Source organism: Bradyrhizobium sp. SZCCHNS30572 (genome assembly GCF_032484415.1).
Lineage (GTDB): Bacteria > Pseudomonadota > Alphaproteobacteria > Rhizobiales > Xanthobacteraceae > Bradyrhizobium.
Map to the genome: position 1 here is coordinate 445,415 of NZ_JAUESY010000001.1, position 20,951 is coordinate 466,365.

The 20,951-nt window shown below is 67.6% G+C and carries 16 protein-coding genes; 10 read left to right on the forward strand and 6 right to left on the reverse strand.

Annotated features, from left to right (window positions below; all coding sequences use genetic code 11):
• Positions 1 to 304 precede the first annotated feature (304 nt).
• The 4 genes from QX048_RS01990 to QX048_RS02005 all read left to right on the forward strand — a co-directional run bounded on the left by QX048_RS01990 (position 305) and on the right by QX048_RS02005 (position 5,225).
• Positions 305 to 1,306, forward strand: a complete 1,002-nt coding sequence (locus QX048_RS01990; RefSeq protein WP_315826035.1) for a helix-turn-helix domain-containing protein — start codon at positions 305 to 307, stop codon at positions 1,304 to 1,306.
• A gap of 147 nt (positions 1,307 to 1,453) precedes the next feature.
• On the forward strand, positions 1,454 to 2,971 hold the full coding sequence (gene adh, locus QX048_RS01995; protein ID WP_315713938.1) for an aldehyde dehydrogenase: 1,518 nt from the start codon (positions 1,454 to 1,456) through the stop codon (positions 2,969 to 2,971).
• 444 nt (positions 2,972 to 3,415) lie between these two features.
• The gene (locus QX048_RS02000) at positions 3,416 to 3,937 is read left to right on the forward strand and encodes a PAS domain-containing protein (RefSeq protein ID WP_315826036.1); all 522 of its coding nucleotides are present in this window, start codon (positions 3,416 to 3,418) and stop codon (positions 3,935 to 3,937) included.
• Complete coding sequence (locus QX048_RS02005; protein WP_316200327.1) at positions 3,915 to 5,225, forward strand: methyl-accepting chemotaxis protein; 1,311 nt, start codon at positions 3,915 to 3,917, stop codon at positions 5,223 to 5,225. Before QX048_RS02000 ends, QX048_RS02005 begins: the two co-directional genes overlap by 23 nt.
• Before the next feature lie 68 nt (positions 5,226 to 5,293).
• Here the strand turns inward: QX048_RS02005 and QX048_RS02010 are convergent, their stop codons facing one another.
• From QX048_RS02010 to xylB, 5 genes are all read right to left on the reverse strand, one after another.
• Positions 5,294 to 5,632 carry a Rieske 2Fe-2S domain-containing protein gene (locus QX048_RS02010; protein WP_315826038.1) on the reverse strand — a complete coding sequence of 113 codons (339 nt, stop codon included), beginning with the start codon at positions 5,630 to 5,632 and terminating at the stop codon, positions 5,294 to 5,296.
• 434 nt (positions 5,633 to 6,066) lie between these two features.
• A complete protein-coding gene (locus tag QX048_RS02015) occupies positions 6,067 to 7,014 on the reverse strand; it encodes an ABC transporter substrate-binding protein (protein WP_315713942.1) in 948 nt (315 codons plus the stop codon).
• 100 nt (positions 7,015 to 7,114) lie between these two features.
• Positions 7,115 to 8,155 carry an ABC transporter permease subunit gene (locus tag QX048_RS02020; RefSeq protein ID WP_315713943.1) on the reverse strand — a complete coding sequence of 347 codons (1,041 nt, stop codon included), beginning with the start codon at positions 8,153 to 8,155 and terminating at the stop codon, positions 7,115 to 7,117.
• Positions 8,148 to 9,671 carry a sugar ABC transporter ATP-binding protein gene (locus tag QX048_RS02025; RefSeq protein ID WP_315713944.1) on the reverse strand — a complete coding sequence of 508 codons (1,524 nt, stop codon included), beginning with the start codon at positions 9,669 to 9,671 and terminating at the stop codon, positions 8,148 to 8,150. Before QX048_RS02025 ends, QX048_RS02020 begins: the two co-directional genes overlap by 8 nt.
• 148 nt (positions 9,672 to 9,819) lie before the next feature.
• Positions 9,820 to 11,265: a xylulokinase gene (xylB, locus tag QX048_RS02030; RefSeq protein WP_315826039.1), complete on the reverse strand. Its 1,446-nt coding sequence runs from the start codon at positions 11,263 to 11,265 to the stop codon at positions 9,820 to 9,822.
• Between the two features lie 128 nt (positions 11,266 to 11,393).
• Here xylB and QX048_RS02035 point away from each other — a divergent pair, with 128 nt between their 5' ends.
• The 4 genes from QX048_RS02035 (at position 11,394) to QX048_RS02050 (ending at position 16,622) form a co-directional block, all read left to right on the forward strand.
• Positions 11,394 to 12,227: a glucose 1-dehydrogenase gene (locus QX048_RS02035; RefSeq protein WP_316200326.1), complete on the forward strand. Its 834-nt coding sequence runs from the start codon at positions 11,394 to 11,396 to the stop codon at positions 12,225 to 12,227.
• Positions 12,228 to 12,412: 185 nt separating this feature from the next.
• Positions 12,413 to 13,537, forward strand: coding sequence for a GGDEF domain-containing protein (locus tag QX048_RS02040; RefSeq protein ID WP_315826041.1), 1,125 nt, complete (start codon positions 12,413 to 12,415; stop codon positions 13,535 to 13,537).
• Between the two features lie 113 nt (positions 13,538 to 13,650).
• A complete protein-coding gene (locus tag QX048_RS02045; RefSeq protein WP_315826042.1) occupies positions 13,651 to 14,985 on the forward strand; it encodes an acyclic terpene utilization AtuA family protein in 1,335 nt (444 codons plus the stop codon).
• A gap of 86 nt (positions 14,986 to 15,071) precedes the next feature.
• A complete protein-coding gene (locus tag QX048_RS02050; RefSeq protein WP_315826043.1) occupies positions 15,072 to 16,622 on the forward strand; it encodes a GMC family oxidoreductase in 1,551 nt (516 codons plus the stop codon).
• A gap of 3 nt (positions 16,623 to 16,625) precedes the next feature.
• On the opposite strand, the gene ggt is transcribed toward QX048_RS02050, so the two are convergent.
• Complete coding sequence (ggt, locus tag QX048_RS02055; RefSeq protein ID WP_315826044.1) at positions 16,626 to 18,299, reverse strand: gamma-glutamyltransferase; 1,674 nt, start codon at positions 18,297 to 18,299, stop codon at positions 16,626 to 16,628.
• A 216-nt stretch (positions 18,300 to 18,515) separates the two neighbouring features.
• On the opposite strand from ggt, the gene QX048_RS02060 reads away from it, so the two are divergent.
• The gene (locus tag QX048_RS02060; RefSeq protein WP_315826045.1) at positions 18,516 to 20,009 is read left to right on the forward strand and encodes an amidohydrolase family protein; all 1,494 of its coding nucleotides are present in this window, start codon (positions 18,516 to 18,518) and stop codon (positions 20,007 to 20,009) included.
• Positions 20,006 to 20,935 carry a GTP-binding protein gene (locus QX048_RS02065; protein WP_315826046.1) on the forward strand — a complete coding sequence of 310 codons (930 nt, stop codon included), beginning with the start codon at positions 20,006 to 20,008 and terminating at the stop codon, positions 20,933 to 20,935. The genes QX048_RS02060 and QX048_RS02065 overlap by 4 nt, the downstream gene beginning before the upstream one ends.
• The last annotated feature ends 16 nt before the right edge of the window (positions 20,936 to 20,951 follow it).

A 20,951-nucleotide genomic window follows, 5' to 3' on the forward strand; every position in this document is an offset into this window, starting at 1 on the left:
CGACACCGGCAATGACGTTCGTCGGTGCGAAGCGCGTGCGGGAACCATCCGGGCTGAGGATTAATGTGCTTTAAGGCACCGGCTCCATTTCAGGGCGCACGGACCAGTTCGGGCGAGGGAGTGTCGCAGTGTTGCGACACCCCCGTAGTCGTCCGGGGAAAGTGAGGCATCGGTCGCGGCCCCGGCGGCGAGCGAAGGATTGCAGCCTGGTCGGCGTTCCTTGACGCCGGTCAAACCGCGGTGCTGTAGTTGCGCTAGTCTAGCAATAAGCCGCGCCAACGCGGGCAGAGCCGGGAGGAGGGACATGGGGCGTTCGCCCGGGAATGCCCATTCGGATCGCGTCCTGGAGGCCTTGGCCAAGGGGGATGCGAAGGCTGACGCTGACAGCAGAGCCGACAGAGGCGCGCCGGCGGTCTCGGCGCTCGCGGCATCATGGCGCCGCTCCGGCCATCTCCATGCGCTCGATCCCGCCACGCCGAAGCTGCCGGCTCGCCTGACTGCCGCCGAAATCGCGGACGCGCGCGCGCGGCTCGGGCGGCTGCTCGCGATCGCGCAGGCGAGCCTCGACCGGCTGTTCCTGGCGGTTGGGGGCGTCGGCTGCTCGGTGCTGCTCGCCGATGCCGACGGCACCGTGCTCGAGCGCCGCGGCGCCCGCGGGGACGACGCCACCTTCGAATCCTGGGGCCTTTGGACCGGCGCGGTGTGGAGCGAGCGGCACGAGGGCACCAACGCCATCGGCACCTGCCTGGTCGAGAAGCGGCCGCTGACCATCGACCGCGATCAGCACTACCTGTCGCGCAACGCGCGCCTGTTCTGCACCACGGCGCCGATCTTCGACGAGCACGGTCAGCTCAAGGCCGCGCTCGACGTCTCCTCCTGTCGTGCCGATCTGACCGAAGGCTTCAGCCGGCTGATCGCGACCACCGTCGCGGATGCCGCGCGCCTGATCGAGGCGGAGAATTTCCGCCAGGCCTTTCCGCACGCCCGCATCGTGCTCACGCCGGACAGCGAGCGCGAGATCAACTCGCTGCTGGCAGTCGATCGCAACGACCTCGTCATCGGTGCCACACGGGCGGCGCGCCGTGCGCTCAACCTTCCTTCGTCCGCGCTGGCGCGCCCGGTGCCAGCCGGCGACCTGATCAAGGACGCAACCACCGAGGGCGACGACATCGACGCCGCCGAGCGTGCTGTTCTGAAGCGCGCGCTGGCGCGCGCCGGCGGCAACGTCTCGAAGGCGGCGAAGGAGCTCGACATGTCGCGCGCCACCCTGCACCGGAAGATGAAGCGGCTCGGGCTCGAGCGGTGAACGCGCCGCGGCTGTCGAATCGCAGCCAAGATGTCGCAGAACTGCGACACTTCCTCGGACGCGCTCGCTCCGGCCTCTGGTCTGTTGCGTCGGTTTGATCGAGCCTGTCTCCAACGCCGTGTGCATCGGCGTGAATGGGAGAGACAGATGACCAAGGTTGACGTCAATGCGGCGTTCAAGCCGCCGTTCGCTGCGCGTTACGACAATTTCATCGGCGGCGCCTGGAAGGCCCCCAACGCCGGCAAATACTTCGACAACATCTCGCCGATCACCGGCCAGCCGGTGTGCCAGATCGCGCGCTCCGATGCCTCCGACATCGAGGCCGCGCTCGACGCCGCGCATGCCGCCAAGGACGGCTGGGCCCGCGCCAGCGTCACCGAGCGCGCGATGGTCCTCAACCGGATCGCCGACCGCATGGAGGCCAATCTCGACAAGCTCGCGCTCGCCGAGACCTGGGACAATGGCAAGCCGATCCGCGAGACGACCGCCGCCGACATCCCGCTCGCCATCGATCACTTCCGCTATTTCGCCGGCGTGATCCGCGCGCAGGAAGGCTCGATCGCCGAGATCGACCACGATACCATCGCCTATCACTTCCACGAGCCGCTCGGCGTCGTCGGCCAGATCATTCCGTGGAATTTCCCGATCCTGATGGCGGCCTGGAAGCTCGCGCCCGCGCTCGCCGCCGGCAACTGCGTCGTGCTCAAGCCGGCCGAGCAGACCCCGGCCTCGATCCTCGTGCTGATGGAGATCGTCGGCGATCTGCTGCCGCCCGGCGTGCTCAACGTCGTCAACGGCTTCGGCTTAGAGGCGGGCAAGCCGCTGGCCTCCTCCAACCGCATCGCCAAGATCGCCTTCACCGGCGAGACCTCGACGGGGCGGCTGATCATGCAATATGCGTCCCAGAACCTGATCCCGGTCACGCTCGAACTCGGCGGCAAGTCGCCCAACATCTTCTTCAAGGACGTCTGCGCCGAGGACGACGACTTCCTCGACAAGGCGATCGAGGGCTTCGTGATGTTCGCGCTCAACCAGGGCGAGGTCTGCACCTGCCCGAGCCGTGCGCTGATCCACGAGTCGATCTACGAGCGCTTCATGGAGCGCGCGCTGAAGCGCGTCGGCGCGATCGTGCAGGGCAGCCCGCTCGATCCCGCCACCATGATCGGCGCGCAGGCCTCCTCGGAGCAGCTCACCAAGATCCTGTCCTACATCGACATCGGCAAGAACGAGGGTGCGCAGCTCCTGATCGGTGGCGAGCGCAACATGCTCGGCGGCGATCTCGCCGGCGGCTATTACGTCAAGCCGACGGTGTTCAAGGGACACAACAAGATGCGCGTGTTCCAGGAGGAGATCTTCGGACCGGTCGTCTCGGTCACGACCTTCAAGACCGAGGACGAGGCGCTGGCGATCGCCAACGACACGCTCTACGGCCTTGGCGCCGGCGTGTGGAGCCGCGACGCCAACACCTGCTACCGCTTCGGCCGCAACATCCAGGCGGGGCGCGTCTGGACCAACTGCTATCACGCCTATCCGGCGCATGCGGCGTTCGGCGGTTACAAGCAGTCCGGCGTCGGACGCGAGACCCACAAGGTGATGCTCGACCACTACCAGCAGACCAAGAACATGCTGGTCAGCTACAGCCCGAAGAAGCTCGGCTTCTTCTGAGGCAGGGGGCGCCGGGCCGGTCGGGCATGAGCGCCCCGACCGGTCCGTGCGCGTCTCACGAGGTTGCGTGGCGTCACGTACGCACCTCCTGGTCCTTGTGCCACATCTTCCGACAAGGCGACGGCCGATGCGATCCTCCGGCCAGCGGTCCAGACCCAACGCCGACCATCGAGCCGGCGCGTCCCGTCCCTGCCGCGGGCGGTCTCTGTAGTTTGGCGGACCTCCCGGTTAACGCGATGTTTGACAGTTAACGTCAGATTGAGGCCGGTGAGGCGGACAGCCTTTTTCCTGAGCCGACGAAAGCCGGTCGATGGGGGTCTCGGCGACACCCGGCCGCATGCCGGACGACGCCGGTTCCGCCAGCGCGTCGACCGGACCGTCCGTGAAGGCCGGGACATCCCGTCTGTCCGCCCCGCATCGTGATGACCGCAAGGAGGACCAGCCATGGCCCACGTTGTGAAGCCGACGGGAATCGAGCAGATGCTCGGCGAAGAAGACCTGATCGTCTCGAAGACCGACCGCAAGGGACGCATCACCTACGCCAACGACGTCTTCGTTCGCATGGCCAGGTATAGCTATGACGAGCTCCTGGGAGCGCCTCACAGCCTGATCCGCCATCCCGAGATGCCGCGCTGCGTCTTCAAGCTGCTGTGGGACACGCTGGAGGCCAAGCGCGAGATCTTCGCCTATGTCGTCAACCTTGCCAAGGATGGCAGCCATTATTGGGTGCTCGCCCATGTGACGCCGACGCTGGACGACCAGGGCAATATCATCGGCTACCATTCCAACCGCCGCAGACCCGAGCGTGCGCCGATCGAGCGGCTCAAGTCCATCTACAAGGCGCTGTGCGACGAAGAGGCGCGCCACGCCAATGCCAAGGACGGCCTGCGCGCAAGCTTTGACATGATGGTCGCGGTGATCAAACAACAAGGCGTTGAATATGATGAGTTCGTGCTCTCTCTCTAAGGCGCAGATCGCGATCGCGGCGGCGGCGCTGCTGACACTCGGCGCGCTGGCCTGGCTCGTCGTCGCCGGCGCGACCCCGCCCGCGGCAGGCGGAGCGCTGCTCATCGCGGTCGCGCTGCTGCTCGGCCTTGCCCTGTGGCAGCTGCGGTTGGCGGCCGCCGTGGTCGCGGAAGCGGCCATGGTGTGTCACAGCGCGGCCAAAGGCAACCTCGAGCCGCGGGTGCTGAGCCGGCGCCAGCACGGCGACATCGGTTTGTTGCAGAAATCGATCAACGACATGCTCGACATCACCGACGCCTTCGTGCGCGAAGCGTCGGCGTCGATGGACTATGCCAGCCGCGGCAAGCATTTCCGCAAGATCATGGCGCGAGGCCTGCCTGGCGCATTCCGCCGGTCCGCGGCGATCATCAACCAGGGCACTGACAGCCTCGGCCGCCGGGTGGTCGACATTGCGGGTCTGGCCCGGCAGTTCGGCACCCAACTCGATCAGATCGTCGTCAGCCTCGTCGGTGCGGCGGAGGATCTCGAGTCCGATGCCGGCCACGTCGCGACGGCCGCGACGGAAACCAGCCGCCAGACCGAGGATGTGATCGCCGCCTCGGGGCGCGCGTCGTCCAATGTCCAGACGGCGGCAGGCGCGGCCGATCAGCTCGCGTCCTCGATCGCCGAAATTGGCCGGCAGGTTTCACGCTCCACCGAAAGCGCCGGGCGTGCGGTCAGCGAGGCCAATCGTGCCGGCGGGGAGATCCGCGAACTTGCCGATGCCGCGGTCCGGATCGGCGACGTGGTCAAGCTGATCAGCGAGATCGCGGAACAGACCAATCTCCTGGCGCTGAATGCGTCGATCGAAGCGGCGCGGGCCGGCGACGCCGGGCGCGGTTTTTCCGTCGTTGCGGCCGAGGTCAAGAGTCTTGCCGATCAGACCGCCCAGGCGACCGAAGAGATCAGCGCCAAGGTCAACGAGATGCAGCACTCGACCTCCACGTCGGTCGCGTCGGTCGAGGCGATCGCGCGAACGATCGCCGAGATCGACGAGATCGCTTCCGCCATCTCGGCCGCGGTCGACCAGCAGGCGGCGGCGACGCGAGACATCGCGCACAACGTTCAGGAAGCCTCGTCCGGCACGGCACGGGTCGCGTCCAATGTCGGCGCGATCAGCAGCGCTGCCGCCGACACCGGCCGGATCGCGGCGCGGGTCAACAATGCGTCCGAGCGGGTCCATGGTGAGGTCGAGACGCTGCGTCGCGAGGTCGACCAGTTCATGAAGCGGCTGATGGCAACGGGATAGCTGCGGCGGTGTGCGGGCAGGTGTCTGCCGCGCGACCGTCGAGCGCCCCGCGGCCGGCCTGGGCCCGATCAGCTCGCGGCGCGCGCCGGCTTCACCGGCCCGACATCCACCTGGATCTCATCGCCCTCGACCTGCAGCGGGTAGGCGTGCAGCGCATTGCGGACGAGATGGGTGACGCACTTGCCATGGGTGGCGTCGAAGCCCCATTGATGGTGCGGGCAGGTGATCGTCCGGCCGTCGAAGGTCGCTTCCGCCAGCGGCACGTCGGCATGCGGGCAGCGGCCGCGATAGGCCTTCAGCTCGCCGCCACGGGGCCAGAGCAGCAGCACGCTCTTCTTGCCGACCTGGTACAGGCCCATGCCGCGTTCGGTCATGGCGCTTGTTGGACAGACTGCGGTGAAAGCCATCGGATCGCCTGCTGATTGATGCCGTCAGGCAGGCCCACGCAAGTTCCGGACCAGCGGAAAGCGGGGACAAACAGGGGAGTCTTGTCGCAAACGCGACAGGGCGCTGATTGAGCGCGGTCCTATGCGCGGCCGAGCGCGGCGAGGAATTCCTGCTGTGGAATGGAACAGGCCCTGCGCCCGCACCAGGCCGCGGCCGAGATCGTCGAGCTTGGCAGCCATCCCCGGAGGAACCGCCAGCTCCAATGCCACCAGCGCAGGTTGAATTCCGCCGTCGAGAACGTTGATTGCCACATCTGCCATCGACGCGCGAGTCCGCGGCGATCGGTCGTTGAGGGCACGCCGACGAGACAGAATGTGGTTCCAAGCACAACGCCGCCCCAGAGAGGGCGGCGCTTCTCGATGCTTTCAATCAGATGCGGGTCGACGATCGAACTCTATTCCTTCCGCTCCGAGGTCCAACCCTTGTACTCGCCGACATTGTCGCGCGTGATCAGCTTGGAGGGCAGCAGCTCGACCGTCGAGGCCGGCTTCTGGCCATTGAGCAGGCCGACGCCGATCTGCACGGCGCGGCGGGCCATGAAGAACGGATCCTGCGAGGCCGAGGCTTGGATCTGCTGCGAGGCCGGATCCTTCAGCGCCGCCTCGATGTCGGGGGCGCCGTCGACCGCGGTGATGATGATGCCGGTGCGCTGCTGCTGACGCGCAGCGAGATCGGTGCCGATCGCCTGCGGATCGTTGATGGCAAAGATGGCGTCGATCTTCGGGAAGCGGGTGAGATAGCCCTGCGTCACCGTGAGGCCGCCCTCTCGCGAGCCCTTGCCGTCCTGGTCGCTGGAGAGAACCTTGATGCCGGGGGCCTTGGCGAACACGCTCTTGCAGCCGTTGACGCGGTCGATCACCGCCGACACCTGCGGCCCGTTCTCGATGATCACGTCACCCTTGCCGCCGAGTTTGTCGACGATGTACTGGCACGAGATCTCGCCGGCCTGCACGTTGTTGGTCGTCACGGTGGCATCGGCGCCCTCGGCGGCGGTGTCGACCGCAACGACGAGGATGCCGGCCGCCTGCGCCTTCTTGATCGCCGGGCCGATCGCCTTGGGATCTCCCGGGTTGAGCAGGATCATGTCGACGCCGGCGGCGATGAAATTGTCGATCTGGGTGACCTGCTTGCCGAGATCATATTCGAAGCCGACCGCGGTGATCTTGACGTTGGGATTGGTCTTCTTGGCCTCGAACTCGGCGCCCTTCGACAACGCGACGAAGAACGGGTTGCCGAGTGAGCCCAGCGACACGCCGATCGATTTCAGCTCCTTGGCCGATGACGGCGCGGAGCTCATCACGAGCGCCAGCGCGGCACCGGCTGATAACATCGACTTGACCATGTGTTTCCTCCCTGGTCCTTCCTGTTCGTCTACGCACGGCGGACCAGTGGCCGTGGAAGAATGCGTTGTGGCGGGCCCCGGTGGCGCCCGCCATGTTGTCTCAGGTGCGGGCCGAGCCCTGCAGCCGGTAGCGGTCGAGCGCGACGGCGCCGATGATCACGAGGCCCTTGATGACGTATTGCCAGATGTCGGACACGCCGACCAAGATGAGCCCGTTCGACAACACCGCGATGATGAGCGCGCCGACCAGCGTGCCCCAGATCGAGCCGATGCCGCCGACGAACGACGTGCCGCCGAGAATGACGGCGGTGATCGCGTCGAGCTCGTAGGACTGGCCGAGCTGCAGACCGTTCGCCGCATAGAGCCGCGCCGCCTGCATGCCGCCGCCGAGGCCGGCGAGCAGGCCGGACATGCCGTAGACGAAGATCAGCACCGCCCAGACCTTGATGCCGGCGAGTCGCGCGGCGCTCTCATTGCCGCCGACGGCATAGATGTGCACGCCGAGCACGGTCCGGCGCAGGATCAGCCAGGAGCCCAGGATCACCAGCAGCGCGATCACCGACAGCCAGGGGATCGAGACGACGCCGGGAATGATCGTCAGCGAGGCGTTGCCGATGAAGGCGTAGGGAATCGATGGGTTGAACACGGTGGTGTCGCCACCCATCAGGCGGGCGAGACCGCGCACCGCCGTGAGCGACCCGAGTGTCACGATGAACGGCGGCAGCCGCAATAGCGCGATCAACGCGCCATTGACGACGCCGAAGGCAAGGCCCGTCAGCACCGCGGCCGGCAGCCACAGTGCGCCGAGATCGGGCATCTTCGACAGTGTCAGGCCGGCCATGGCAGCCGCGGCGAGGATCGAGCCGACCGACAAATCGATGCCGCCGGTCAGGATGACGAAGGTCATGCCGGCGGCGAGCACGGTATTCACGGCGGCCTGCTGCAGCACGATGCCGAGATTCTGTCCTGAGAAGAAGCGTCCGTCGGACAGCATGTGGAAGCCGACGCAGAGGATCAGCAGCACCGGCAGCATGCCGGCAGCGCGGATCATCAGCCGTAGCCGCTGCTGCTTGTTGTCCGATGCGGACGGCAGGCCGGATGAAGGCGCGGTCTTGGCTTGCGACGAACTGTTGTCAGGCATCGACGTGCTCCGTCCCGGTGGCCAGCGCCATGATGTCTTCCTGGGTGATGGGGGATGTCGCGCTCTGCTGCAACTCGCCGGCCAGATGCCCTTCGCGCATCACCAGCACGCGGTCGCAGATGCCGAGAATCTCCGGCAGATCGGACGAGATCACCAGGATCGCGGTGCCGGACTTGGCGAGATTGTCGATGATCGAATAGATCTCGGACTTGGCGCCGACATCGACGCCGCGGGTCGGCTCGTCCAGGATCAGGACCTTCGGCGCGGTCGCAAGCAGGCGGGACAGCAGCACCTTCTGCTGATTGCCGCCCGACAGGCCGCCGACGGTGACGCCAGGATTGGGAGCGCGGATGCCGAGCGCGCTGAACGCCTCGTCGGCGCGTGCGCGCGCCTTGTCGCGGTCGAGAATGCCGCCGGGCTTCGCGTCCCGTCCGATCACGGCGAGGTTGATGTTGTCGGCGCAGGACATGTCGAGGAACAGCCCGAGCGCCTTCCTGTCCTCGGTCAGATAGGCGATGCCGGCATCGAGCGCATCGCGCGGCGTGTCGATGCTGACTTTCTCACCGTCGAGCTCGATGTGTCCGGTCGTCTTCGGCGCGGCTCCGATGATGAGATGCGCGAGCTCGGTGCGTCCGGCGCCGATCAGCCCGGCGAGGCCGACCACCTCGCCGGCATGAACGGTCAACGAGCAATTCTTGACGCGATGGCCGTCGCCGAGGTCGACGGCGCTGAGCACCGCGCGATCACGCTTGGCGTGCGGGTCGTGGTCCTTCTTGTAGAACGACGACACGTCGCGGCCGACCATCATGCGGACGATGCTGTCGGCGCGGATCTCCGGCTTGTCGAGCGAGCCGACCAGCCGGCCGTCGCGCAGCACGGTGACGCGGTCGCCGAGCGCATAGACCTCGTCCATGCGATGCGAGATGTAGATGATGGCGAGCCCTTCGGCGCGGAGCTGGCGGATCAGCGCGAACAGCTTCTCGCTCTCGCCGGCCGACAGCGAGGTGGTCGGCTCGTCCATGATCAGGATCTTGGATCGTGCATGCAGCGCGCGGGCAATCTCCACCAGCTGGCGCTGGCCCATCGACAACTCGGCCACCAAGGTGGAGGCCGTGAAATCGGCGCCGAGCCGGTCCAGGATCGGTCCGACGCCCTCGCGCATCGTGCTGCGCGCGAGCAGGCCGCTCTGCGACAGCTCGCGGCCGAGATAGATGTTTTCGGCGACCGTCAGGTTCGGCGCCAGCGACAACTCTTGGTAGATGATCGAAATGCCGGCGTTGCGGCCGCCCATCGGCCCTTCGATGCGCACCGGCCGGCCCTCGATGCGGATCTCACCGCCGGGATCCGGGCGATAGGCGCCGGAGAGAATCTTCATCAGCGTGGATTTGCCGGCACCGTTCTCGCCCATCAGCGCATGGACTTCGCCGGCGTAGACGGTGAGGTCGACCTTGTGCAGGGCCTTGATGGTGAAGAATGACTTCGACACCCCGCGCATCTCGAGGATCGGACCGCTCATCGTGCCTCCCAATGCACGTCGTCTCGTCGTCCGCGGCTCGTTGATCGCTGGCGCGGGAAGCCATTAAACTAGAGGCTGTTGCCGAATACAATATGAAAGAGACGCCGCCGCAACACGTCGCCGCGACGAATGCCTTTCGGAGATCCGGTTAGCTCGGCCGACGATAGAGCTGTCGCCAGCGCGGCCGCCGCTCGGCATAGGCTGCCGACAGCGCGACGTCCGGAGCGAAGGTCCGCACGCGCGCCGGCGGCGTGCAGACCGCGCCGATGTCCTCACCGGTGACGGCAAGACGTGCCAGCCGCGCCGCGCCGAAGGCGGCGCCGGTCTCGCCCTCGGCCAGCCGATGAACGGGAATGCCGAGCACATTCGCCAGGATCGCCAGCCAAAGGTCCGAGCGCGATCCGCCGCCGATCGCATCCGCTTCGGCAATGACGAGCCCGGTTTCCGTCAGCGCGTCGCGGCAGTCGGCCAGTGCGAAGGCGACGCCCTCGAGCACCGCCTGGACGATGGCGTTGCGGTCGGTGGCGTGGCTCAGGCCGTCGAGCAGGCCGCGGACATGGGGATCGTCATGCGGCGTGCGCTCGCCCGAGAGATAGGGCAGGAAGCTGACCGGCGACGGCGCGGCGGGGCCCGCGCCCAGCGGGGCGAGCAGCTCGGTCTCGCTCGCGCCGAGCAGCCGCGCGACCCAGGCGAGGCATGAGGCCGCCGACAGCATCGCGCCAGCCTGTAGCCACATCGCCGGGATGGCATGACAGAAGGTGTGAACGACGCGCTCGGGATTGGCCGTGACGGCGTCGACCGGCGAGATCACGGCGCCGGACGTGCCGAGCGTGATGAATGTGGCGCCCGGCCGGACAGCACCGATGCCGATGGCGCCGGCCGGGTTGTCGCCGGCGCCGCCCGCGAAGGCCGGACGCTTCGTCATGCCCCAGCGTTCCGCGAGGTTGCTGCGCAACCGGCCTGCCGGCGCGCAGCCTTCGACGAGGCGCGGCATCTGCGCACGGGTGAGGCCGGTGGCGGCGAGGCCCTCGTCGCACCAGTCGCGCCTGGTGACATCGAGCCAGAGCGAGCCGGACGCATCGGACATGTCCTCGATCGCATCGCCCGTCAGCACCAGCCGGACATAGGCCTTCGGCAGCAGAACCAGCCGCGTGGCCGCGAAGATCTCGGGCTCGTGCGCCGCGATCCACATCAGCTTCGGCGCGGCGAAGCCGGGCATCGCCTTGTTGCCGGTGATCGTGCGCAAGGCGGGCCAGCGCTGCTCCAGCGCAGCGCATTCGCGCTCCGACCGGCCGTCGTTCCAGAGAATGCAGGGCCGCAACGGATTCATCGCGGCATCGAGCAGCACCGGGCCATGCATCTGGCCCGACAGGCCGATGGCGTCCACCGCCGCCAACGCGCCGGGATGATCCGCCTTCAGCGCATCGAGCGTGGCGAATACCGCGCCGATCCATGCGGCGGGGTCCTGCTCGGCCCGGCCCGGTCGCGGCACGTCCATCGTCAAGGCGTGGCTGCGGCTCGCAACGACGCGCTGCGTGTCATCGACGATGATCGTCTTGACCGCGGATGTTCCAAGATCGATGCCGAGATACATGACGTCTCACGCCTGCGTGCGCAACGACGGATACGGAGTGGAGCGATACCAGACTCCTGATAGCCTTGTCATCCGAACGCGAGTCATCGCAGCGCGCCGAGGCGAGATCATTTTCACGGAGTCGAGACATGGAGCCATCTGACCAACCAGCCGAACGGGCGTCGCGTCTCGTCGGACACTACGCGCTGGTGACGGGCGCAACGCAAGGCATCGGCCGCGCGATCGCGGTGCGGTTTGCCGAGGAGGGTGCGCATGTCGCGATCAATTTCGGCGGCCCGTCGCCGTCCGGCGACGAAACCCTGGCGCTGGTGCAGGCCGCCTCTGCCGCGCATGGTCACCGCTCGCGCGATCACGTTGCCGTGAAGGCCGACATCGGCGTCGAGGCCGAGATCGCCGAGATGTTCGAGACGGTGCTGAAGCGCTGGCCCCGGCTCGACTGCCTGGTCAACAATGCCGGCTTTCAGCGGGAATCGCCCAGCGAGGCGCTCGACGTCGACACGTATCGCAAGATCCTCGAGGTCAACCTCAACGGTGCCGTGCTCTGCGCGCGTCACGCGCTGGCGCATTTCGTCACGCGCGGCGGCGGCAACATCATCAACACCTCAAGCGTGCACCAGATCATTCCGAAGCCCGGCTATCTCGCTTATTCGATCAGCAAGAGCGCGATGGCGGGCCTCACGCGGACCCTGGCGCTCGAATTCGCCGGGCGCGGCATCCGCGTCAATTCGGTCGGGCCGGGCGCCGTCGACACGCCGATCAACGCGGCCTGGACCGGGGACCCGGCCAAGCGCGCGGCGGTCGAGTCCCACATTCCGATGGGGCGGGTGGCGAGCCCGGAAGAGATCGCCGGCGTGTTCGCCTTTCTCGCCTCGTCCGAAGCGAGCTACATCACCGGACAGACGATCTATGCATGCGGCGGCATCACGCTGTTCGGCGAATTCCGAGACAATTGGGCGAGCTGATCCCGGCCCTGCATCGCTCATGCGCGCGTGCGCGCACCATCATTCGCATTGTATCCACTTGCATTGTCATCGTCGCGGTGAGGATCTCTTAAGCATCCGCGGCGCATGGCAGCCCTTCGCGGGTGCAGCGAGATTTCGTTAAGGCGCGGGTACGAGAGTGCGCGCGTTTGCGAACTGGAATTGCGATGCATCGATTGGACCCGGACATTCGTCGCGATCTCGCGCATCTGCTGTACAGCTCGATGCCGCTGGTCGGGACGATCTCGGCCGCCGCCGTCGTGATCGGCAGCGTGATGGCCTGGGTTGCGCGCGATCCGGGCTACGCCGCGATCACGGTGGTGCTGCTGGTGATCGGCGCCCTTCGTGTTCTCAAGCTACGGATGTTCGCCGCGCGCTTCGATCGGCTCGATCACGATGCGATCATTCGCTGGGAACGCCTCTACGGCCTCGGCGCCGCCGCCTTCGGTCTGGCCGTCGGTGCGTTGTCGGCACGCGCGTTTCAGATCGGCGACGGGCCGGGCATCTGGATGTGCTTCGGCCTGTCGATGGCCTTCTGCGTCGGCATCGTATCGCGGGTCAGCCCATGGATCGTCATGACCTCCTCGGCGGTGCTGCTGATTCCGACCGTGGTGGCCTGCCTGATGCAGCCCGAGCCGGTGTACCGGATGGGCGCCGGCATGGTGGTGCTGTTCTGGATCACGCTGCGCGGCACGTCGTATCGACTCACGGCCGCCTTCACCGAGCGGATCACGGCGCAGCAGGCCTTGGCGCGGCAGGCGCTGCGCGATTTCCTCACCGGCCTGCCGAACCGCGCCGCGTTCATCGCCGCGCTCGGCCGGTGCGATCGCCCCGTCGCCATCATCGCGGTCGATCTCGATGGCTTCAAGCTCGTCAACGACCGGTTCGGCCATCAGGCCGGTGACGAGCTGCTGTGCCAGGTCGGCGCACGTCTGCAGGATTGCCTCGGCGAAACGGGCCTGGCGGCGCGGTTCGGCGGCGACGAATTCATGCTGCTGCTGCCTGCGGTGGGACGTGACGCCGCTCTCGCGTTCGCGCAAGCGGCGGTGACGGCGCTGTCGCAACCCTTCACGCTGGCTGGAACGCGCGTTCAGATCGGCGCCAGCGCCGGCATCCTGGTCACCGAGGATCGGCAGGCGGACACCGAGGCGCTGCTCGACCAGGCCGATCGCGCGCTCTATGCGGCCAAGCGTGCCGGCGGCCAGCGTTGGTGCTGGGCCGACGAGCACATGGCCGTTGCCGTCGCATGCACGGCGAGCAGCGAGGCGCCGACGCTGGCGCTCGCGGACTAGCAGCACGATGGCAGCCTGACCGTTCCACGCGGACGCTGGCAAGCTCGGACCGCGGCCGCTAATGTAACCGGCAGAAGCCGACGAACGGCGCACGATGTCAGGAGGAGCGGCCGATGCGGAGCATCAGGATCGGCGCCGGAGCGGGCTATTCCGGTGACCGGATCGAGCCTGCGGTGGAGCTCGCGGCGAAGGGCGGCCTGGACTATCTCGTGTTCGAGTGCCTGGCGGAGCGCACGATCGCGCTGGCGCAGCAGGCGCGCATGAAGGATCCGGCCGCCGGCTATGATCCGCTGCTGGCGGCGCGCATGCAGGCCGTGCTGCCGATCTGCCGCGCCAACAAGGTCCGTATCATCACCAACATGGGGGCGGCCAATCCGGTCGCCGCGGCCGAAGCCACCCGCACCATCGCGCGCCGGCTTGGACTGAAGGGGCTGAAGATCGCGGCCGTGACCGGCGACGATGTTCTGGAGCCGTTGAAGACAGCGGATGTCATGCTCGACACCGGCGACACGATCCGGGCCCTCGGCAATCGGGTCGTCTCGGCCAACGCCTATGTCGGGGCGGGCGCGATCGCGGAGGCGCTCGCGGCCGGCGCGGATGTCGTGATCACCGGGCGCGCCGCCGACCCAGCGCTCTTTCTCGGACCTTTGATCCACGAGTTCGGCTGGGCCCTGGATGATTGGGACCGGCTCGGGCAGGGCACCGTCGTCGGTCATCTGCTCGAATGCGCTGGACAGATCACCGGCGGCTATTTCGCCGATCCCGGAGCGAAGGATGTTCCCGATCTCGCCCGGCTCGGCTTTCCGATCGGCGAGGTGCGCGAGGATGGCGAACTGATCGTGACCAAGGTCGCGGGCTCCGGCGGCTGCGTCACGCCGGCGACCGTGAAGGAGCAACTGCTCTATGAGATCCACGATCCCGTGCAATATTTCCAACCCGACGTCGTGGCGGATTTCTCGCAGGTGACCGTCGAGGAGCTTGGTCCGGACCGGGTCAGGGTGGTCGGCGGTCGCGGCCGGCCGAAGACGGGACTGCTGAAGACCTCGGTCGGCTATCTCGATTCCTATGTCGGCGAGGGTCAGATCTCCTATGCCGGCCCTGGCGCGGTCACGCGCGGCCGCCTTGCGCTCGATGTCGTCAGGGAGCGCCTCGCGCTCACCGGCGTGGCGGTGAACGAGCTGCGCTGCGACCTGATCGGGTTGAATGCGCTGCATGGCGACGATCGCGCACAGGGTACCGAGCCCTACGAGGTGCGCGTTCGCGTCGCCGGGCGGACCGAGACGATGGCGGAGGCGATTCGTATCGGCAACGAGGTCGAGACGCTCTACACCAATGGCCCGGCAGGTGGCGGCGGCGCCTGGAAATCGGCGCGCGAGGTGATCGCCGTCGCCTCCTGTCTCGTTGCCGAGGATGCGCCGCAGCTCTGCGTCGGCATGCTGACGGCCTGAGTTTTCAAGGGCTTCACGGATCGCTCTCGGCAGCGCAAGCTGGCCGTCATGGTTGCGGTGCCTGAGAACAAGCGAGAATTCAGTCCATGTATGACGTCATTGTGGTCGGCGGCGGCTCCGCGGGAGCGGTCGTCGCTGCGCGCCTGTCCGAAGACCCCCGGACGCGGGTCCTGCTGCTCGAAGCCGGCGCGGACTGGCGCGCGGACGACGCGCCGTGGGAGATCGTGACGCCGAACCCGATTCCGATCATCCACGATCGCGCCTTCCAGGAGAAATGGCAGTGGCCGGAGTTGATGTCCCGCCGCGTCGCCGGGCAGGACATGCGCTTCTACTGGCGCGGAAAGGGGCTGGGCGGCAGCTCGATGATGAACGGCCAGATCGCGATCCGCGGCGTGGCCGATGCATTCGATGAATGGGCGGCCAATGGCTGCACGGGATGGTCGGCCAAGGACATCATGCCGCTGTTCGCGGTGATCGAGGACGATCTCGCATTCGGTGATCGCGAGGGGCACGGTCGCGGCGGCCCGCTTCCAGTCACTCGCGCACCGCCTGACACATGGGGCCCGATCGATCGTGGCTTGCGCGATGCCGCGCTGGCGAGCGGCTATCGCTGGTGCGACGATCTCAACGGGCCCGATGGCGAGGGTGTTGCCTGCTATCCGATCAACAGCCGCGCCGGCCGCCGTATTTCCACCAATGAGGGCTATCTCGAGCCGGCCCGCGGCCGTCCGAACCTCGAGATCCGCGGACGGGCGCTGGTCGATCGGCTGCTGATCAGCGACGGCAGGGCGACCGGCGTGCGCGTCCACGTCGAAGGTGAAGGCGTGAAAAACGTCGCGGCGCGCGAGGTCGTGCTGTGTGCCGGCGCGATCCACAGCCCCGCGATCCTGCTGCGCTCGGGTATCGGCCCTGCGACCGATCTGCTGGCGATGGGAATTGCGGTCGTGCGTGATCTTCCGGTCGGCCGGCACTTCTTCGATCATCCGCTGTTCCGCACCACCATCCAGCTCCGCGAGGCGCTGCGTCCGACCGACCGCGACACGCGCCATACCAATTGCTGCGTCACCTACTCGTCGGGCCTCGCCGGCGGCGGCAAGCGCGACATGATCCTGATCGCGTTCAACCATCGGGGCATCGGCGTGCCCGGCGCGATCGGCGCCGGACTGTTCAACGCCTTCTCGCGCGGTACGCTCAGGCTCGCCTCGACCGATCCGAGCGTGGATCCGATCGTCGAGGAGAACATGCTGGCCGATCCGCGCGACGTGGCGCGAATGCGGGACGCGGTGAAGCGGCTGGCCGTGATCACGGTGCAGCCGGCGCTGCGCGACATCGCCGACTGGATTCGCCTCGGCGATACGGAGTTCACGCTGCCGCAGGCGGCTGCGCTGCCCGAGGCCGAGCTCGATGCGCTGCTGCGGCAGGTCACCGGCGACATCCAGCATGCGGCGGGGAGCTGCCGCATGAGCGGATTCGACGATGGCGACGGCGTGGTCGATCCGGACGGCCGCGTGAAGGGCATTGCCGGCCTGCGCGTCGCCGATGCCTCGATCATGCCGTCCGATTGCCGCGCCAACACGCATTTCACCACCGTCGTGATCGGCGAGGCGATCGCGCGGATGATGCGAGAGCGCCTGTAGAGCTCACGCGATGGCGAAGCGAAGCCCGGCGCGGGCGCGCCCGCCGGAGATCGCGATCGGGGTGCCGTCGGCGCGCCAGCACGCGGCTCCTGTCAGCGTGCCGTCGTCGCCGAACGCGATCGCGTTCATGCCGCCGGCCACGACCGGCTCGCGCTTGATCTCGTGCCCGCGTGCGGCGAGCTCCCGCGCCACATGGTCGGGAAACGCCGGCTCGAGCTCGAGCACGCCGCCCTGCGTCCAGAGCCGCGGCGCCTCGACGGCCTCCTGCAGCGACATGCCGTGGTCGATCAGGTTGACCAGCGCCTGGAAGGCCGAGGGAAAGATGCGCAGGCCGCCGGGAAGGCCGAGCGCATAGCGCAAGCGGCCGTCGCGAAGCGCCATCATCGGCGCCATCGAGGTGAAGACGCGCTTGCCCGGCTGGATCGACAGCGCGCGGCCCGGATGCGGATCGAAATTGTACATGTAGTTGTTGGCGGTCATGCCGGTGCCCGGGATCTGTACGCAGGCGCCGAACAGGCCGTTGATGGTCTGGGTCGCCGCGACGACGTTGCCCTCGGCATCGGCGACCGTGACATGGGTGGTGTTGGCGGACTCCGTCGGCGCAAGGCCCGGGCCGAAGCTCCGGGCCCGGCTCATGTCGATCTGCGCCCGCCGCTGCGCGGCATAGGCCTTCGACGTCAGCCGCTCGACTGGCACGTCGACGAAAGCGGGATCGGCGGTGGCGACCGCCCGGTCGGCAAAGGCGATCTTCAAGGCTTCGGCAAGCACGTGCACGCCATCGGCCGAACCGAAGCCGAGCCCGCCGACGTCGAAGCCCTCGAGGATGTTCAGCATCTGCACGATGTGCACGCCGCTGGAGGAGGGCGGCGGCGGGCCGATGATCTCATGGCCGCGATAGTGGCCGCGGATCGGCGCGCGTTCGATCACCTTGTAGGCGGCGAGGTCGCTCGCATCGATCAGCCCGCCATTGTCGGCCATGTAGTCGGCCAGCGCGATCCCGAGCGGCCCGCCATAGAGAGCGTCCGGTCCTTGCTCCGCGATCAGCCGCAGCGATGCCGCATAGTCGGTCTGGATCACGCGCGTGCCTGGACTGACGGGCTCGCCGCCCGGCACGAACAGCGTCGACAGATGCGGATCGCGCGCGAGGTCGTCCGCGACCAGCCGCACGCAATCGTTGAGATAGGGACTGGCGATGAAGCCGTGCTCAGCGAGCCGGATCGCCGGCGCCATCACTTCGGCCAGCGGCAGCCGGCCGAAGCGCGACAGGGCCTCGCACCATCCCTTCAGCGCGCCGGGCACGGCGACCGCGAGCGCGCCTGCGACGTTGCGGCGGCCGCGGGTCTCGCGCGCCAGCGTGATCTCGTCGGAGACCGGATCATACATTCCTGGCGTGGCGCGCCGCGGCGCGGTGCTCAATCCGTCGAGCACGATGTGCCGTCCATCCGCAAGGCGGATGTGCGACAGCCCGCCGCCGAGAATGCCGACCATCATCGGCTCGACCACCGTCAGCGCGAACAGCGCGGCGACCGCGGCATCGATCGCGTTGCCGTCACGCATCAGCATCTCGGCACCGGCGCTGGAGGCGAGCGGATGATTGGTCACCACCATGCCGCGCGAGCCCGTCGCCGGCTGCTTCTCGCAGGTGAAGTCGGCGATGCGCCGTATGTGCGAAGCCATTCGGGTCTCCTCTGTCGAACGGCGGATGCCGAGAGGTCGTCTTTCGCAATCCTGCCCGATCCCTTGCGCAAGGGGAAGAGCGGCGCCCCAGCTCGACGAACTGATAAGTGCGCCACGCATGGCTCGGAGAGCATCGATCTCTCCCGCCGCGTTCTCATCGCCGCGCATCTGTGTTAGGCCTGGGCGCAGTTCCACCTCGCGAGCCCAGCTGATTTCATGCCTCACTACGATCTGATCATTCGCGGCGGTCGCGTGCTCGACCCGGAAACGAAGCTCGACGCCACGGCCGATGTCGCCATCAAGGATGGCGCGATCGCTGCCGTGGGCGATGTCGGCGGGGCCGCCGATCAGGTGGTCGATGCGGCCGGCCTCGCCGTCGTGCCCGGCTTCATCGATCTGCACGCGCATGGCCAGTCGTTGCCGGCCGACCGCATGCAGGCCTTCGACGGCGTCACCACCACGCTCGAGCTCGAGATCGGCGTGATGCCGGTGGCGCGCTGGTATGACGAGCAGGCGGCGATCGGCCGCCTTCTGAACTACGGCGCAGCGTCGGGCTGGGTGTTCGCGCGGATCGCGACGATGACGACGCAGCAGACCGCGTCCAACATCGCCGGCATGGGCGAGGCGATGCGCGACAAGCGTTGGGTCGAGGAGGTCGCCACGGCTGCCGAGACCGCCGAGATCGTCGAGCGCACGCGGCAGGGTCTGGAGCAGGGCGGTCTCGGCATTGCCTTCCCGAACGCCTACGCGCCCGGCACCGGCATGAAGGAGCTGTCGGAGCTGTGCAGCCTGGCGGCCAAGCACGACGTGCCGACCTACACGCACATCGCCTATATGTCGAACGTCGATCCGCGCAGCTCAGTCGATGCCTACACGCGGCTGATCGGGCTGGCCGGCTCGACCGGCGCCCACATGCACATCTGCCATTTCAACAGCACCAGCCTGCAGGATGTCGAGCGCTGCGCCGAGCTGGTGCAGACCGCGCAGAAGCAAGGCCTGAAGGTCACGACCGAAGCCTATCCCTACGGCACCGGCTCGACCGTGGTCGGCGCCGGCTTCTTCGCCGATCCCGCGTTCTGCCAGCGCATGGGTACCGGCTATGACGCAATCGAGATGGTCGCCGAGCGCCATCGGCTCGGCAGCCGTGACGAATTGCTGGCGCGGCAGCAGGACGATCCCGGCGCATTGGTGCTGATCCATTTCCTCGATGTCGCCGTCAACCAGCGCCACCGCGACCTGCTCGACGTCTCCGTGCTGTTTCCGGGCGGCGCCATCGCCTCCGATGCGATGCCGTGGATCCTGTCCAACGGCACGGACTACACCGGCGACGCCTGGCCGCTGCCGGATGACGCGGTGTCGCATCCGCGCTCATCGGCGACGTTCACGAAATTCCTGCGCGAATGGGTGCTGGACCGCAAGGCGGTGCCGCTGATGGAGGGCCTCGCCAAGTGCACGCTGATCCCGGCCCGGATTCTGGAACCGTCGACGCCCGCGATGCGCAAGAAGGGACGGCTGCAGGCCGGCTGCGACGCCGACATCGCCGTGCTCGATCTCGCCAGCCTGCGCGACCGCGCCGACTTCCTCAACATGAACCGGCCGTCCGAGGGCGTACGGCATCTGCTCGTCAATGGCCGCGCCGTCATCACCGATGGCGAGCTCGTTCGCGACGTCCGGCCGGGGCAGGCGGTACGCCGTCCGGTCCTGTCATGATCGTCCCGGTCCTGCTGGTCGCCGGATCGCTCGGTGCCGGCAAGACGACCCTGCTCAATCATCTGCTCGCCAATCCGGACGGACGGCGCATCGCCGCTGTTGTCAACGACTTCGGCGCGGTCGATATCGACGCGCAATTGCTCGGCACCGTCACCGAGGAGGTGATCAGCCTCAAGAACGGCTGCATTTGCTGCTCGCTGCAGGGCGACCTGCTGCGCACGCTGTCCTCCGTCATCAAGCGCGATCCGGCACCCGACGCGATTGCGATCGAGACATCGGGCATTTCCGATCCCGCCGAAATCATCCGCAGCCTGATGGATCCCGTGATCTTCAAGGTGGCGCCGCTCGAGACCGTCGTCACCTTGGTCGACCCGCAGCGGCTGCGCGATGATCCCGAGATCGAACAGGATGTGCTGTGGCGCTCGCAGTTACGGGCCGCGGATTTCGTGCTGCTGACCAAGGCCGATCTGCTCGACCGCGCCGCGCTCGATGCGGCCCGCGCCGTCGTCGGCGGCACCAAGCCGCAATCGGCGATCTTCGAGATCGCGCATGGCGTCGTCGCGCCGGACCTGCTGTTCAGCCGCGACATTCGCGCGCCGCGAGAGCTGCCCAAGCAGGTGCCGACGATGTCGCAACCTTTCGCAACCCTCACCTGGACCTCCCGTGCTCCGCTGTCGCTGGCCCGCTTCCAGCAGGTGATCGGAAAGCTCGCGCCGCGCACCCTGCGCATCAAGGGCATCCTGCTGTTCACCGACCATCCGGGACAGCCGATCCTGTTTCAGTCGGTGGCGACGCGCGGCACCTTGGCGCCGTCGCCGGTGTCGCCCGCCGATGGCCTCACGGCCCAGCTCGTGCTGATCGGACTCGAAGGTGAGCTCGACGCCGGCGAGATCGACGCGCTGCTGCACGAGGTGATCGTCGCCTGAGATCGAAGGCCGCGCG

Excerpts from the sequence above, each read along its gene's own strand:
- QX048_RS02000 (WP_315826036.1), top strand. The coding sequence starts at position 3,416 with ATGGCCCACGTTGTGAAGCCGACGGGAATCGAGCAGATGCTCGGCGAA.
- QX048_RS02025 (WP_315713944.1), bottom strand. The coding sequence starts at position 9,671 with ATGAGCGGTCCGATCCTCGAGATGCGCGGGGTGTCGAAGTCATTCTTC.
- xylB (WP_315826039.1), bottom strand. The coding sequence starts at position 11,265 with ATGTATCTCGGCATCGATCTTGGAACATCCGCGGTCAAGACGATCATC.
- QX048_RS02065 (WP_315826046.1), top strand. The coding sequence starts at position 20,006 with ATGATCGTCCCGGTCCTGCTGGTCGCCGGATCGCTCGGTGCCGGCAAG.
- QX048_RS02050 (WP_315826043.1), top strand. The coding sequence starts at position 15,072 with ATGTATGACGTCATTGTGGTCGGCGGCGGCTCCGCGGGAGCGGTCGTC.
- QX048_RS02035 (WP_316200326.1), top strand. The coding sequence starts at position 11,394 with ATGGAGCCATCTGACCAACCAGCCGAACGGGCGTCGCGTCTCGTCGGA.
- adh (WP_315713938.1), top strand. The coding sequence starts at position 1,454 with ATGACCAAGGTTGACGTCAATGCGGCGTTCAAGCCGCCGTTCGCTGCG.
- QX048_RS02015 (WP_315713942.1), bottom strand. The coding sequence starts at position 7,014 with ATGGTCAAGTCGATGTTATCAGCCGGTGCCGCGCTGGCGCTCGTGATG.
- QX048_RS01990 (WP_315826035.1), top strand. The coding sequence starts at position 305 with ATGGGGCGTTCGCCCGGGAATGCCCATTCGGATCGCGTCCTGGAGGCC.
- QX048_RS02010 (WP_315826038.1), bottom strand. The coding sequence starts at position 5,632 with ATGGCTTTCACCGCAGTCTGTCCAACAAGCGCCATGACCGAACGCGGC.
- QX048_RS02005 (WP_316200327.1), top strand. The coding sequence starts at position 3,915 with ATGAGTTCGTGCTCTCTCTCTAAGGCGCAGATCGCGATCGCGGCGGCG.
- ggt (WP_315826044.1), bottom strand. The coding sequence starts at position 18,299 with ATGGCTTCGCACATACGGCGCATCGCCGACTTCACCTGCGAGAAGCAG.
- QX048_RS02040 (WP_315826041.1), top strand. The coding sequence starts at position 12,413 with ATGCATCGATTGGACCCGGACATTCGTCGCGATCTCGCGCATCTGCTG.
- QX048_RS02045 (WP_315826042.1), top strand. The coding sequence starts at position 13,651 with ATGCGGAGCATCAGGATCGGCGCCGGAGCGGGCTATTCCGGTGACCGG.
- QX048_RS02020 (WP_315713943.1), bottom strand. The coding sequence starts at position 8,155 with ATGCCTGACAACAGTTCGTCGCAAGCCAAGACCGCGCCTTCATCCGGC.
- QX048_RS02060 (WP_315826045.1), top strand. The coding sequence starts at position 18,516 with ATGCCTCACTACGATCTGATCATTCGCGGCGGTCGCGTGCTCGACCCG.